Below are 14,585 nucleotides of genomic sequence, written 5' to 3' on the forward strand. Positions count from 1 at the left end.
GCCTCATTAATACAATTTCGCAAACCAAAAGGTTCTTCTTCTAGTTCCAAATTACCTGACTGGATTTTGGAAAAGTCAAGGAAATCGTTAATAATTTTGAGCAAATAATTTCCACTGTTATAAATAGTTTCAACAAAATCTTGCTGTTCATCAGCTAATTCAGTATATAACAACAAACTAGCCATACCAATTACCGATGCAATTGGAGTCCGAACCTCATGGCTAATCATCGCTAAGAATTCCTGTTTAGCAAGTTCTGCCTGCTTTCGTTCAGTCATGTCTCGCAAAATGTAAACATAACCTTGAAAATGTTCAATTTCTGTCTTTACTATTGAGGATGAAAAAGCTACGGGAATTGTTTTACCATTTTTGGTATAGCAAATGCTTTCTACCTCTTTTACTAAAAAATTTATGTCTTGACTATAGGTATCAATACTTTTAATGTCCCTAATTATTAATGGATAGTTCTTGACTTCTTTAATCACTTTTGTGATAGATTGACCAATGAGTTCTATTTCGTTATATTGCAATAGTTTTTGTGCAGCACAATTGATTTTTTTTATCTCACCTGATAGCGTTGTCACTAACAACGCATCTGCCATTGATGTCACAATTTGGTCAATATATTGTTTGGAAGCTTTTAAATTACGTAGTAAAAGATTTGCTTCATTTGCACCTTGAAATAAAGATTGCTCAAGAACCATCCGTTCTGTCGCATCTTCAATAACAATGATTAGTCGATTACTAAAATGATCTTCTGTGATATTATTAGTAATACGAATATCAATATATAAAGGAAAAGCCGGATCTTGCGATCGCATAATTCCTTTTAATTCAAAATTATCTTGCTCTCTCTGCCAAATTGCATCAAAAACATCTTCAAGTCCCTCTAATTCGGGAAATACAATCCGAACATCTTGACCTGGCTTCAATTCATTAGAAATATCGACAAAACGATTTAGTCCCAAAGACATCTCTAGAATCTTGAAGTTTTCATCAATTATCAAATATTCAATACCACATACAGATAATAAATTGATCAAAAATGAGTTCATCTTAATTAAATTAAATGAGTGGCTAAAAATTGAAATATTTTATCAACATTATTGCCAGTTTTAGCTGAAGTTATATACGTGTCTAATATATTAGCTTGATTGGTGAATTGATACATTTTACGAATGTTTTCTAAATATTCGGCTGCAATCATATCTGATTTGTTCAGTGCAACAACAATATAGCTTTTAGGATTAACAGCTAAAAAAGTTTGAATATGTTCCTGGATATGAAGAAGCGTTTCTGCTTGTGTCACATCACCAACTATCACAGCACCTTTAGAACCTTGAAAATAATTTTTTGCTACTGCTTTAAACTTATTACTACCTTCTATATCCCAAATTATTAGCTGTAGGTCTTGTTCCGAAACACTAACCAATTTACGAGAGATTTTTACTCCTACAGTTGAAAGATATTCGTCACTAAATTGAGACTCAACAAATCGGCGAATTAAACTAGTTTTTCCAACACCAAAATCACCAAATAAACATATTTTTTTAGAGATTGTAGACATAGTTGAGTTAAAGTAGGGAATATTTTATATAAATCATAGCTACTACAAACTTAAAATCGCTTGTTTATCACTTCTAGAGCGACACAGCGACTTAACCATAAGGGGTGAGTTACATCAATTCCTGGTGGTAAATTTGTCCTACCAATGACCTGTAGACGAGATGGTTCGATACCTAATTTAACCAGTGCTTGTTGTACAGCTTTTGCTCGCGCCAGTGCCAATTTTTGAGATTTGTTCACGCCAGTACGGTCATAACTATAACCAATAATTTTTAAATGCTTATTTGGGTGCTGATTGAGGAAAAACTTGACCTGTTGAACTTTATGTAGTGCGTCTGCTTTCATTAAACTCGCTGAGTCGGGTTGAAAGTAAAATCGAACTTCAATGTGTGGGGGTTGTATTCGCACTGCACTAGACACAGATTTTACGCCTGGAATTTGTTCAAATGCATGAGCAATAATCTGAGCATCTGCAATTCGGTTGACTGTTCCTTCAATAGCTACTTTACCAGCGATGTATTGAGCGGAAATTGCTATATCATCAGTCTGATTTAAAACTGCTGTGATTCGTTTGACTTCAGCAGCAGCTAATACAGGATCTGCTGGTACTTCTACTAATAAAATTTGATTATCAATCAACCAATTAGGAGAGGTAATTTTAACAATTTGCTCGGCTTTATGGCGAAGAAGTTGATTAGGTAATCGTCCTGTTAATTTTAATTTATTATGTTCTGCTTGTACAGTTAGCCGATATACGGCTAGTTCTGGAACAGAAGTTAGAGCCAACGAAGTTTTATTTTCAATGGCATGTATAACTCCACTACGGTATTGCCAAATACCCCAAGGAATGAGAATAGTGCTGATAAATGTTAAGCCTAATACCAGTAGAGGTGAGATTTTTGTTTTATTTTTATCCTGAATATCTGTATCTTTCAACTGTTCTAGAAGTGTATGAACTTCAAGAGGAATTAAATCTGGAACGCCGTCAAATTTTTCAATTACATCACCATATTTCTTAACAACTATGCTAAAAATTTGCCGCATTTTGCAAATAAAATTTTTGCTTGGTTCTCCACGCACAACAATTGCTAAATAACAATATCCTGCAACTTCTAAAATTATTTTGGATGTCCCATATTCAATTGCATCTAATTCTGTTATGCTTCCAGATTGATTGATGCAATCATTGGCAAAACTACGAATTGCTGTTAGCATTCCTGCTACCATTTCAGCCTCTAGCTGCTCTACATCAGAATGCTGAATATCTGAGATGACTAAACCAGATGCTTTATGAATTAAGAAAATGGCTTGAATTGTAAATGGTAGAGCTTCTTTAAGAATTAATTCTGCTTCAGAAACTCCCTGTAGTTTGGCACGAATTTTACGTTTGATGCCTTCTATGCTGAGGGTTTCTTCAACTTGTTGGTTAATGGCACGGATTGTCTCTGCCATATATTTGGCTATGGTACTACCAATAATTGGGTAGAGTGCATCCACAACAATATTCTGTTCAATTTCAATTTGCTTCTTTATAGCTCGTCCCATTGTAGGAGCGATCGCATCTGAAATTTCTTCCGGAGCTATAATAATCTGCTGGGAAATAGCCAGAGGAATAACAGGTGCGATCGCCTCACCCATGCTAATTTTATTCTGTTCAGTGCGACTGCGGATAGTCTGATCGAGAATAGGAGCAATTATCTCGACAATTTCCTCTTTCGACTCTGTAATTTTTAGCCTTAAAAGCTCAGAAATGCACGGTAGCAGGAGATTTATTAGCTCTTTTGAATCATAAATTTGATTCTCTATTTTTGTTAACTTTTGTTCAGTTTTAGCTGTAATATTATTTATTTCTGCTAATTCATATCCAACCAATATTTCCCGTAATTTTTGCAATGCATCCTCTGAGTTATCTAATTTTTCCTCAAATTGTGCAACCATTTCAATAGATTTTTCTAATTCTTCTTGAGTAGTTTGTGAGGAATTAGATATATTTTGAATAACATTAAAATTCGATTCTAAATAAGCTTCACATACTTCTAATGTCACTGGAGCAAGTTGCAGCAATTCAATTTCTTCTGGAATATATTCATTTTCTGGTGGTAATAAAGAACAAGATTGCTCAGGTGATTCGATAATTTTGAGTTCGATTAGCAAATGCAGCAAATTGTCAAGCTCTCCAGCTTTTCCTGGTTTCAACTCAATAGATTGAGAAATCGAATTTTCCACCTGAGTCATCCTTTTAAGAGTGCTGAGTTAGGAATTAAGAGTAGAGACACGATTAATTGCATCTCTACAAGAGTTAGGAGTTAAGAATTTGGAGTCATTATCTTTCCCATCTCCCTTATCTCTCCTTGCCTTATAACTTAATTACGAATGTAATTCTGCTGTACTATTGGAGTGAGTGAACACTTTTGACAACTTTGTAGTTTCTAAAAGCGGTACAGCAGTATATTCATCACTGCGTTCATCGGCTGCTTCTCGCAATTTAGGAATAAATTCAGTTTCTTTCAGACGCATTCCCAAGGCAAACAAAGTTTCAGCCATATCGTCTTTAGAAACTTTAGTGTCTGTCAACTGCGAGAAGCGTCGATCTATTTCTTCTAAAATCAGATCCCGTAATGCCGTGACATCATCTTGTAATTGGACTTTCGTCTGAAAGATTTCATCTCTAATCGAGGTAGTTTGGTTATCTAAAGTTTCATCGAGCGATTGAACGCTACTAGAGAACTTTTTATTAAGTCTATCAACCTGTTGCCGTAAATCAAGAGTTTCTTCTTGAGTTGCTAGGTTAAGTGACTTCAGCTTTTTATCCAATGCCTCAAACCCTGCTTTTAGTTCAGCCGAAAAGTTTGACTTGAGTTGATCGACATGCGATCGCATCTGTTGTTGCAGGAGAGATATATCTGATTCTAGCTTGTTAAATCGATTTTCGTACTCTCTTAGCTGTGTTCCAAGAATAATATCGCGGATCTGGTCGATATTACCAAGCCGTTCTCGTACATCGTCTCTACTCATCTGACTCATTAGGAAAGCCTCACATTTCGGTAATCAATTGGGAATAGAAGGTGATGCCATTTAACTGAACATCTAGGCTGAAAATTCTCAGCTTTTGATGCAGCTAACTCACCGAATATACTTTTTTTAGTACATCAAAGTTATTATTCCCAGTTGTTCACAAGTTCTATCTGGAAAATAGGAAATAAGTAATGAGAAATGAAAATAAATATTTTTCATGATTACTCAGAAAAAATTGTTAACGTTAATTTATTAAGAAATATTATTTTTTCAACTTTTGGCGTTACTATCTTTACAGATCAAAAACTCTTGGATGCGTTTAACAAACTCTTCTAACTCTAAAATTAAGTTACTAGTACCTCGGCGCTCTTGCTTTTTCGCTAGTTGTTCTAGTTTTTCTGCGGCTAGATGCATAGTTATAGCTCCAATATTGGCACTAGAACCTTTAATTTGATGAGTTCGGAGCGCTAGTTGCTCAAAATCATGATCAGCGATCGCTGTTTTAATTGCCTCTAAATGAGGTTGAATATCTTCAACAAACATTTGTAGTAGTTCCAACTCAAATTCTAGGTTATTTTCTGAGAGTTGATGCAAGCGTTTCCAATCAATTGGGAGGTCAAATGAATCTACATCCGTTGGAGAAACTGTCTGTTCCAAAGCATCTGTTTCTTTTTCTTTAAAAATTGCACCTCCCCAACGCTCTAGCGCCACAGCCAATTTTTCTTTGATTACTGGCTTACTTAGATAGTCGTCCATTCCGGCATCTAGACACATTTGTTGGTCTTCTTTCATGGCATTCGCTGTCATCGCAATTACTACAGGACGACGATTATTGACAAAGCTACTTTGTGGCCAACGCTGAATTTCTTTTGTGGTTTCTAAACCGTCGAGAACTGGCATTTGGCAATCCATCAGAATTAAATCGTAGGGAATTCTTTCTAATAGCTGCAATGCCTCTTTTCCATTACCAGCGACATCAGCACTGTAGCCCAAGCTTTGGAGTTGCTTCAAGGCAACTTTCTGATTTACCAGATTATCTTCAGCTAAAAGAATTCTAAGTTTGGAGGAGTTAGGCACAGGAGAATAATAGTTGCTCTTGTTTTCGTGATTTTTGACTTTTACCTCCTGACTGCTCAATTCTGACTCCTGTTGTTCCATCTGCCCTCCTAAAACAGTCATGATGGTATCGAAGAGTCGGGACGGCTTAACAGGTTTGACTAAATAAGCTGCAAATCCTATTTTGAGCGCCCGTTGGATTTCATCCCGTTGATTAGTAGAGGTAAGCATAATCAAAGGTAGACTAGCGATCGCTGAATTTGTCTTAATTTGCTCTCCTAAAGTCATGCCATCTATTTCTGGCATCTGCATATCAATCACAGCAACGTCATATTGAATTTTCTGCTTGGCAGCCTCCTGAATAGCTTTGAGGGCACTAACAGCCGAAGCAGCCTGATCTACAATCATTCCCCAACGAGTAGCTTGATGGTAGATGATTTTGCGATTAGTAGTATTATCATCCACTACTAACAAGCGCCGATTAGTCAGAAGTCCGGGTTCGCTTGCTGACGAAATAGGGTGAAGTTGCTTGGCACAAGTTACTTCAAACCAAAACTTAGATCCTTTGCCCAAGCGACTTTCTACGCCAATTTCTCCTCCCATTAAGCTCACTAGTTGCTTGCAAATTGCTAATCCCAAACCTGTACCGCCATATTTGCGGGTTGTAGAAGCATCTACTTGGGTAAATGGCGCAAAGAGTTTGCATTGGTCTTCAGAGGTAATACCAAGACCAGTATCTGTGATGGAAAAATAGATGGTGGCTGTAGTAGAGTTTTGCGAACGTAATTCTGCTCGTAGTACTACCTCTCCATTACTAGTGAACTTAATCGCATTGCTAATCAGGTTCATGAGAATTTGCCGCAGGCGGCCAGCATCACCTTGCAGCTGGGTGGGGACATTGGGATAAATTAATGCGGCAATTTCTAATCCCTTATTATGGGCTGGGGGAGCCAATAGTTCTAACACCTCTTCTACACAGGTAGATAAGTCAAAATCTAGAGTTTCTAGAGCCATTTCCCCAGCCTCAAGTTTGGATAAATCCAAAATTTCGTTAATTAGGCTTAAGAGGGCATCTCCACTAATCCGAATTGTTTCAATAAAATCGCGTTGCTCCGAGTTTAAAGGAGTGTCTAACATTAAGCCTGTCATGCCCAACACAGCATTCATCGGAGTTCGGATTTCATGGCTCATGTTCGCTAAAAAAGCACTTTTGGTTTTAGAAGCTAATTCAGCTTGATGACGAGCAATTTCGAGTTCTCTTCGCTGTTGAGTTTCTGCGTTTAACATTTGGGCTTGGGCTAAGGCAATACCTACTTGATCGGCGATTTGTCGTAAAAGATGAGTTTCAAAGCTAGACCATTGACGGTAGCTACCGCATTGATGGACAATTAGCAAACCACAGAGTTCTTCTTTGACCAGAATGGGTATGACCAAATTGGACTTTACCCCAAATTGTTGCAGTAATTCGATGTGGCTTTTTTGGACTTCAGTTATATCTAAGTCAATAAGCCCCAGATTCCGTTTTTGACGATACTGCTGTAGATAATACTGCTGTGTATATTCCGCTTGAAAGTAAGCATCGACTAGCTCTTTGTCTTTGATTGCCAGCCAGCCAGAAACTACTGCCTCAACGATGGTGGCTCCAGATGCATCTGCCAATGGTTGATAAATCAAAACTCGATCGCTATTGAGGATTTTTTGTACCTCCGTAACAGTGATTTGGAGAATTTCTTTGATTTGCAAAGATTGACGAATTTTGAGGGTGATTTCAGTAAATAGTTGCGATCGCAAATTTTGGCGTTGAAGTTCTTCTTCTGCCTGTTTGCGCTCAATAAACTGCCCTACTTGATCACCAATAGAATTCATGACCGTTGCCAAATCTGGGTCAGGTTGCTGGACTTCATGGCTAAAGCAGGTAATGACACCAATAATTTTTTTACCACTACGGATCGGAAAACCAAAAGCTCCGTGCAGGTCTGCTTGGGCAGCGATTTGAGAGCGGAGGAAATACTGATCTTCAACAACATCAGCAATCCAAACAGGTTCAACACTAGCCCAGACACGACCAGGCAGCCCAATTCCTGGTGCAAACGTAATCTGCCGACTTAAGATGTCAAATTCTTGCATTTTGTAGGATATTTTATACCATGAATTTAGCAATGACAGTAGATTTGCTTGCTGATCTACTATCCAAAATTCACTTAAATTCCATCCCAAACTCTCGCAGATTCCTTGCAGAATTTGGGGCATGGCTTCGTTGATTGTAGTTGACTCTGCTAAGACGCGTGTTGTAGCATACTCTGCTTTCAAATGTTGTTCAGTTCGTTTACGTAAACGAAGTTCCTCATAGGCATCACTGATATCGATACCTGTCCCAACAATGTATTCAACGTCGCCCTCATAATCTTGCAAGGTAGTGTTAGTCCAAGCAATCAACCGCCGACTGCCATCCTTCGTTAGCCAATAGTTTTCGTATTTGTTACGACCTGCACCAATACGCAACTCCTTAAAAATTGCTTTAACCGGGTCTATCTCTTCAGGAAGTAAAAACAGGTTCCAGAAATGCCTTCCTTTCACCTCATCAAATGAGTAACCAGTTATTTGTTCACAAGCTTGATTGAAGCGAACGATTTGCCCTTGTGTGTCAAGAACTATTACTAAAGCGCTGGCTGTATCAAGGACTGCTGAGATAAAGTTGCGTTCTGTGTTTAGTGTCTCTTCTGTTAATTTACGCTCTTTTACCTCACGAAAAATGAAGTAGTAGACTATAGCCAGAACAAGAAAACTTAAAAAAATAGCGAAGGCAAGTGTCAAAATCGTGTTTTTAGCGCTGGCTTTTGCAGCTTGTGACTGTTGTTTTAATAACCTTTTATCCTGATTCGCTATCTCATGGATGACCTTGCGGATCTGATCCATAAGATTTTTTGCCTGATTTGTTTGGATTACCTGCAAGGCGGCCTCGAATCCCTGATTTTGACGCAGGTATATAGTCTGCTTGAGTATGACAAGTTTTGCAGCTATCAAAGATTCAAGGTTTGCAAACTGCTTTTGTTGGCCAGGTTCATCTGAGATTAAATGCTTCAGTTCTGCAATTTTTGGATTGATGTTTGTAATTACTGCTTGATAAGGTTCCAGATAAATTTCTTGTCCAGTGAGGATATAACCGCGTTGTCCGGTCTCAGCATCCTTCATTTCAGACAGTAATTCTTCCAGTTTATTGATTTTCTCTTGGGTTTTTTCTACCTGATTATTATTATCAATTAATATACGTGTATTTTGATAAGAAATCATACCAATCAAAACTAGAATTGCCGATGCTAACCCAAACCCCCCGGCTACTCTTTTAAAAAATTGTTTGTGTACCTTCTGTGCCTGTTTGCGTGTATCGTTCGCCAATACTAAATTTGCTAAAGTGCGCCGCATTTCTAGTTGCTTGATTACCTGACGACCTAAAATTCGTAATGCTTCAACTTGTTCTGAAGAGAGGTTTCTTGGTACACGGTCAATTACGCAAAGTGTTCCTAGCGCATATCCTTCAGGGTTAGTCAGTGGTATACCAGCATAAAACCGAACATTAGGGTCAGAGGTGACTAAGGGGTTTGTAGCAAACCTTTCGTCAACTGTTGCATCAGGTACAACAAAAACCTCAGGCTGCATAATAGCATGGGCGCAGAATGCCACATTTCTGGGTGTTTGTAGCGCATCCAGACCAACTTTTGATTTGAACCACTGGCGATCGCTATCAACTAAACTGATTAAGGCAATGGGAGTTTCACAAATATATGAGGCTAAACGGGTAAGGTCGTCAAAGGCAGCTTCCGAACCAGTATCGAGAATTTTATACTCTAAAAGAGATTCGATTCGCTGTGTTTCGTTATCAGGTAATGGTGCTTTCATTCTTAAGGCTTATACAATTTTGGATTTTAGATTTTAGATTTGAAATTATTTATAGGGTTTACCTCCTGCCCCCTGCCTTCTAAAATTTGACCCGCAACTGCCCTGTCAAGGAATTACCAGCGTATGCACTTCCCCCTGTTTCTTGATTTCGGACATTGCTAAAGCTATAGCCAAGCTCTGTCTCTATATTTGGTGAAAGCTTTACTGTACAGCGCGTTTGATAGGTATAGGCGTTATCAAATTCTCCTTGAAGTCGCTGCTGTCCTAAGTTAGCAGCGAGGCGACAGCGTAAGAATTTAGAAATATCTCCTTCCCAAGCCACCTCAGCGTTGTACACTAAGAAATCTGCTGGAGAAAAATAGCCACTTGTGCGTTCTAAGTTGCGAGCAAAACTCCAATTGAATAAGTTAGCTGCTAGAGAAAACTGTCCAAACTTGCGCTCTAGCCTACTAAATGACTGCACCTCAGCATTACCATCGTTATAACTGCCCAAACGTAATGATGAAAACAAGCTGGTGTGACGGTCAATCTGCCAATACAAATCAGGCCCAAATCGCCAAGCAGTAATTTGATTGTCTAAAGTTCGGGCATTAGATTTATAAGGCCCTTGTTCTAAATTACCTGATAGCATTACTGCCGATAGCAATTGACCGGATGACGAAACTCGTGGCCGTGAAATCGGAACCTCTACCTTAGCATTGAGATTAATAGCTGTAGGTAAACGATTGAACACATCGACTCCAACTGCTGTTTGCAAAGTCGTTTGCCTAATTTTTCCCTGCCATCCAACTTGCAAGGGAAAATTAGTAACTGATTCAACACCACGTTGCTCAAAGAAGTTAAAACCTGTCTTGATAAATATTTTATTGCCATTATTCAATCGAAACTGAATCCTTGGTTCAAAGAATAAATTGGTTTGGCCAAAGTTATCTGTGTCATAGCGATAGTCCGTATAAATACTTTCCAAAACTGCACCCGGCTTTTTTGGCTCGGTAGAAGTTGTTGGTGAGCTAGAATTCTGCGGTGGTTCAGTGGAAGTTGGTGGTGGGCTAGAATTCTGCGGTGGTTCGGGTAGCGCTGTCGGTAATTGCAAATCAGGATTGAAGTTTTCGGGTGCCGCCATCAAAATGGGTGTTGGCTTTAATCGATAGGGAGGCATTTTAAGCGTACTTTCTTCTTGCCTCTTGAATTTGCTGACTCGCTCGGTCAATTCTGAAGGTGATTTCCAAGTCTGATGTGCTTGGGCAGCTTGTAACTTAGCTTCTGATAATGTCCAAATACCTACGCTACATATGACTCCCGATTGAATCTGTAAGTATCCTAAAATCAACTCAGTATACAAACTATATCGAGAAACAAAGAAATAACGTCTAAAATTGTCTGCCATAAATCGATACATAGTTGTAAATGATAAAACTTGCTGCCAAAAAGTTTTATGGTTGCTAGCTGATGTATTTGACTTGGGATTATGATGCCCACAAAATATGCTTGTTAAGACATGACAAAGAAAAAAGCCGTTACTGAAGGCAACGATGAACGGGGGCATCCCAAATGTCTAAAAATATAATTTGTCATTGCGATCGCCCTTGGCGTTCGTGCAGGGTACATAATGTAGTGAAGCAAAGTAATCGCAACATCCGTACTTTGGCGATCGCTACCCTGCGGGTTCTCCAAAGGAGTACACTAAAATATGAAACAATTTTTTTTCAGATAATTTATGCTTTTATTTCTGAATAATTACCACTAGTACGCCACGGCGGAAATAGAGCAACCATTTAAAATCCCTAAAAAGCAGATTCCATAATACTTTTGACTTTTGACTTCTGCCTTGCGGTACTAGCGATCGCTACATTAACAATGTTGCACCGAAAGCCAATAAACAAATTACAAAAATTTATCCAAAAACAGAGTTATTTACATATAGGGGTTTTCCTAGCAACTCTGTTGAGCATCATATTGTTCAGTTGGGTAGCACTCTCACAGCAACCAGTTACCCTAAATCTGTTAATGACTGCCCCTGATGCCGAACCTTGGAGACAGGGTTTGATTAGAGACTTCGAGGCTGAGAACCCAGGTATTCGCATAAACCTGGTTGAAGGGCCGAATGCTACAAATTTGCTCGAAGACCTATATACTTCATCTTTTATCTTAGGTGAATCCCCTTATGACCTAGTTAATATGGATGTTATTTGGACATCCAAGTTTGCTGCTGCTGGATGGTTGCTACCTTTAGACAATCGCATTTCTAAACAGGATCTGGGAGCATTTTCATCGCAGGATGTAGAAGGAGGACGTTATCAAGACAAGCTGTACCGTATTCCAGTGCGTTCCGACGTGGGAATGCTCTACTACCGGGAAGATTTAATCAAACAAGCAGGATTGCAACCGCCAGAAACCTTTGATGATTTGATCCGAATTTCTCAAGTCTTGCAGAAGAAAAACCAGGTGAAGTGGGGCTATGTTTGGCAAGGTCGTCAATATGAAGGACTTGTGGCGATGTTTGCAGAAGTTCTCGATGGCTTTGGTGGTTTCTGGGTTAATCCCGACACCCTCGAAGTTGGACTAGATCGACCAGAAACATTACGAGCCATTGAGTTTCTACGTAGTACTATCAGAGAAGGCATTTCTCCTCCTGGAGTCACGACTTATCAAGAAGAAGACACCCGACGCTTGTTCCAAAGTGGTCAAGTAGCATTTTTACGCAGTTGGCCTTATGCGTGGCCTTTAGCCCAGGCAGAAAATTCGCCAATCCGGGGCAAAATAGCAATTAAACCGATGGTTCATGCTCCTGGTAAGACGGGAGCGGCTTGTTTAGGGGGCTGGGGTTTAGGGATTTCTAAAACCTCTAGACATCCCGAAGAGGCTTGGAAAGCAATTCAATATTTTACCAGTCGGGAAGCACAGCACCGATTTATTTTTAGTGCGGGCTATGTGCCAAGTCGCCGGGATTTATTTACAGACTCAAAGATTGTCGCTAAATACCCCCACTATCCGCAATTATTGGAGGTCGTGGGCAATGCAGTTTTGCGTCCGCCGATTGCCCAATATGCTCAGACATCAGATATTTTGCAGCGTTATCTTAGCGCCGCCTTATCCGGTCGGATGAATTCTGAACGAGCAATGCAAGCTGCTGCTGCGGAAACGCGGCGATTGCTGGGAGCAGGGGGAAAGCAATTAAAAATTAAAAATTAAAAAACTTGTGCTTTCTGCCTCCTCTTTGCCAATGACCAATGACCAATGACAAATGACAAATGACAAATTTAAATACACTTAGAAGTCGAGAACAACAAACAGCCTGGATATTACTAACACCCGCATTGCTGCTGTTGTTGTTTGTATTTGCCTACCCGATTTTACGAGCATTTTGGTTAAGCGTATTTACTAGAAATCTAGGAACAGAGCTACAACCTGTATTCTCTGGTTTGGAAAATTATGTGCGGATGGCGGGGGATGGTCGTTTCTGGCAGAGTTTGTGGGCGACAACGGTGTTCACAACAGCATCAGTAATCTCAGAACTAGTGCTAGGACTGGGGGTTGCGCTAGTTCTCAACCAGGCTTTTTTTGGGCGGGGCATAGTGCGTACAACCGCGATTATACCTTGGGCTTTGCCTACCTCTTTGATTGGTCTGGCGTGGGCTTGGATTTTTAACGACCAGTTTGGAGTTGTAAACGATATACTGCGGCGATTGGGGCTGATTGGGACTGGAATTAACTGGTTAGGAGATCCAACGCTGGCGATGATAGCAGTGGTTTTTGCTGATGTTTGGAAAACTACGCCTTTTATTAGTATCCTGTTGCTAGCTGGGTTGCAGTCGATATCACAAGACCTCTATGAAGCTTACTCGGTCGATGGGGCAACTGCTTGGCAAAGCTTCCGCAATATTACCCTGCCACTGCTGCTGCCACAAATCTTAATTGCAGTGCTATTTCGGTTTGCTCAAGCTTTCGGGATTTTCGACTTGATTGCTGTGATGACCGGGGGTGGGCCTGGTGGCGCTACGGAAGTGGTGTCATTGTATATTTATTCTACGGTGATGCGCTACTTAGATTTTGGTTATGGAGCAGCCCTGGTAGTAGTGACATTTTTAATATTGATTGCTGCGGTAGCGATCGCTAGTTTCTTACTTAACAAATACCGTGCCAAAACATCAGGAGCCATTTAACTCATGAGTGTAACTCCACAAGCAGTTCCAACGACTCCAAAACGAACAGGGGGAACCAAGTTTTCTCTTAAAAAAATCTTACTGCCCATAATAGTTGTATTAATAGTGCTATTCAGCTTATCCCCAGCTTTATGGCAATTACTGACCTCGTTTAAAGTGAATGAGGATATTGCTGCCGTTCCTACTGTTTATTTTCCCACCCGATTTACTTTCAATCACTACATTGAGTTATTCACCCGTCGTCCATTTTGGCGTTATATCTTCAACAGTGCTTTTGTATCGATTACTTCTACAGCTGTATCTTTAGCGATCGGCGCACCTGCGGCTTATGCTCTCGCACGGTTACGCCCTTGGGGTGAACGATTTATCCTCGCCAGCGTTTTAATTGTTACCTTATTTCCTGGGATTCTGTTGTTCTTAGGACTGTTAGAAATTATCCAAGCACTGAGATTGGGCAACAATTATCTGGCGCTGATTATACCCTACACTGCCATCAATTTGCCGCTAACAATTTTAGTACTGAGAAGCTTTTTTCAACAATTGCCAAAAGATTTGGAAGATTCCGCTAGGGTCGATGGCTACAACACCTTTCAGTTACTATGGCAAATCGTGCTACCCATGACCCTTCCCGCCTTGGTGACTACTGGAATCCTTACCTTTATTTTTGCTTGGAACGAGTTTATTTTCGCTCTCACATTTATGACCCGTGAAGAGTTGAAGACAATTCCTGTTGCTGCGGCTCAGTTGGGTGGTGCGACAATATATGAAATTCCCTATGGCCCGATCGCTGCTGCAACTGTTGTGGGGACGTTACCCTTAATTTTACTAGTTTTGTTTTTCCAGCGCCGAATTGTCCAAGGTCTTACTGCTGGTGCTGTCAAAGGATAG

The 14,585-nt window shown here is 39.8% G+C and carries 9 protein-coding genes and 1 pseudogene; 4 read left to right on the forward strand and 6 right to left on the reverse strand.

Annotated features, from left to right (window positions below):
- Positions 1-113: 113 nt before the first annotated feature.
- From RMY00_RS36155 to RMY00_RS12295, 6 genes and pseudogenes are all read right to left on the reverse strand, one after another.
- Positions 114-1,055 (reverse strand): annotated as a pseudogene (locus RMY00_RS36155) (PAS domain S-box protein); the annotation flags it as partial.
- A 5-nt stretch (positions 1,056-1,060) separates the two neighbouring features.
- Positions 1,061-1,567, reverse strand: coding sequence for a Rab family GTPase (locus tag RMY00_RS12275; protein WP_322647801.1), 507 nt, complete (start codon positions 1,565-1,567; stop codon positions 1,061-1,063).
- Positions 1,568-1,617: 50 nt separating this feature from the next.
- Entirely contained in the window at positions 1,618-3,801 is a 2,184-nt protein-coding gene (locus RMY00_RS12280; protein WP_322647802.1) for an OmpA family protein, read from the reverse strand.
- Between the two features lie 132 nt (positions 3,802-3,933).
- Complete coding sequence (locus RMY00_RS12285; protein ID WP_322647803.1) at positions 3,934-4,590, reverse strand: hypothetical protein; 657 nt, start codon at positions 4,588-4,590, stop codon at positions 3,934-3,936.
- A gap of 261 nt (positions 4,591-4,851) precedes the next feature.
- Positions 4,852-9,534: a response regulator gene (locus RMY00_RS12290; protein ID WP_322647804.1), complete on the reverse strand. Its 4,683-nt coding sequence runs from the start codon at positions 9,532-9,534 to the stop codon at positions 4,852-4,854.
- 79 nt (positions 9,535-9,613) lie between these two features.
- The gene (locus RMY00_RS12295) at positions 9,614-10,921 is read right to left on the reverse strand and encodes a hypothetical protein (RefSeq protein ID WP_322647805.1); all 1,308 of its coding nucleotides are present in this window, start codon (positions 10,919-10,921) and stop codon (positions 9,614-9,616) included.
- 164 nt (positions 10,922-11,085) lie between these two features.
- Between RMY00_RS12295 and RMY00_RS12300 the strand changes: the two genes are divergently transcribed.
- The 4 genes from RMY00_RS12300 (at position 11,086) to RMY00_RS12315 (ending at position 14,585) form a co-directional block, all read left to right on the forward strand.
- Positions 11,086-11,271 carry a hypothetical protein gene (locus RMY00_RS12300; RefSeq protein WP_322647806.1) on the forward strand — a complete coding sequence of 62 codons (186 nt, stop codon included), beginning with the start codon at positions 11,086-11,088 and terminating at the stop codon, positions 11,269-11,271.
- Between the two features lie 120 nt (positions 11,272-11,391).
- Positions 11,392-12,726: an ABC transporter substrate-binding protein gene (locus RMY00_RS12305; protein WP_322647856.1), complete on the forward strand. Its 1,335-nt coding sequence runs from the start codon at positions 11,392-11,394 to the stop codon at positions 12,724-12,726.
- 59 nt (positions 12,727-12,785) lie between these two features.
- Positions 12,786-13,697 carry a sugar ABC transporter permease gene (locus RMY00_RS12310; RefSeq protein ID WP_322647807.1) on the forward strand — a complete coding sequence of 304 codons (912 nt, stop codon included), beginning with the start codon at positions 12,786-12,788 and terminating at the stop codon, positions 13,695-13,697.
- 3 nt (positions 13,698-13,700) lie between these two features.
- Positions 13,701-14,585 (forward strand): carbohydrate ABC transporter permease, encoded by an 885-nt coding sequence (locus RMY00_RS12315; RefSeq protein WP_322647808.1) that lies wholly within the window; start codon positions 13,701-13,703, stop codon positions 14,583-14,585.

Origin of the sequence: Nostoc sp. ChiVER01 (assembly GCF_034531155.1) — a bacterium.
Lineage (GTDB): Bacteria > Cyanobacteriota > Cyanobacteriia > Cyanobacteriales > Nostocaceae > Nostoc.

Bases quoted from the DNA above. Each gene is read 5' to 3' on its own strand.
- RMY00_RS12275 (WP_322647801.1), bottom strand. From the start codon at position 1,567: ATGTCTACAATCTCTAAAAAAATATGTTTATTTGGTGATTTTGGTGTT.
- RMY00_RS12280 (WP_322647802.1), bottom strand. From the start codon at position 3,801: ATGACTCAGGTGGAAAATTCGATTTCTCAATCTATTGAGTTGAAACCA.
- RMY00_RS12285 (WP_322647803.1), bottom strand. From the start codon at position 4,590: ATGAGTCAGATGAGTAGAGACGATGTACGAGAACGGCTTGGTAATATC.
- RMY00_RS12290 (WP_322647804.1), bottom strand. From the start codon at position 9,534: ATGAAAGCACCATTACCTGATAACGAAACACAGCGAATCGAATCTCTT.
- RMY00_RS12295 (WP_322647805.1), bottom strand. From the start codon at position 10,921: ATGGCAGACAATTTTAGACGTTATTTCTTTGTTTCTCGATATAGTTTG.
- RMY00_RS12300 (WP_322647806.1), top strand. From the start codon at position 11,086: ATGTCTAAAAATATAATTTGTCATTGCGATCGCCCTTGGCGTTCGTGC.
- RMY00_RS12305 (WP_322647856.1), top strand. From the start codon at position 11,392: ATGTTGCACCGAAAGCCAATAAACAAATTACAAAAATTTATCCAAAAA.
- RMY00_RS12310 (WP_322647807.1), top strand. From the start codon at position 12,786: ATGACAAATTTAAATACACTTAGAAGTCGAGAACAACAAACAGCCTGG.
- RMY00_RS12315 (WP_322647808.1), top strand. From the start codon at position 13,701: ATGAGTGTAACTCCACAAGCAGTTCCAACGACTCCAAAACGAACAGGG.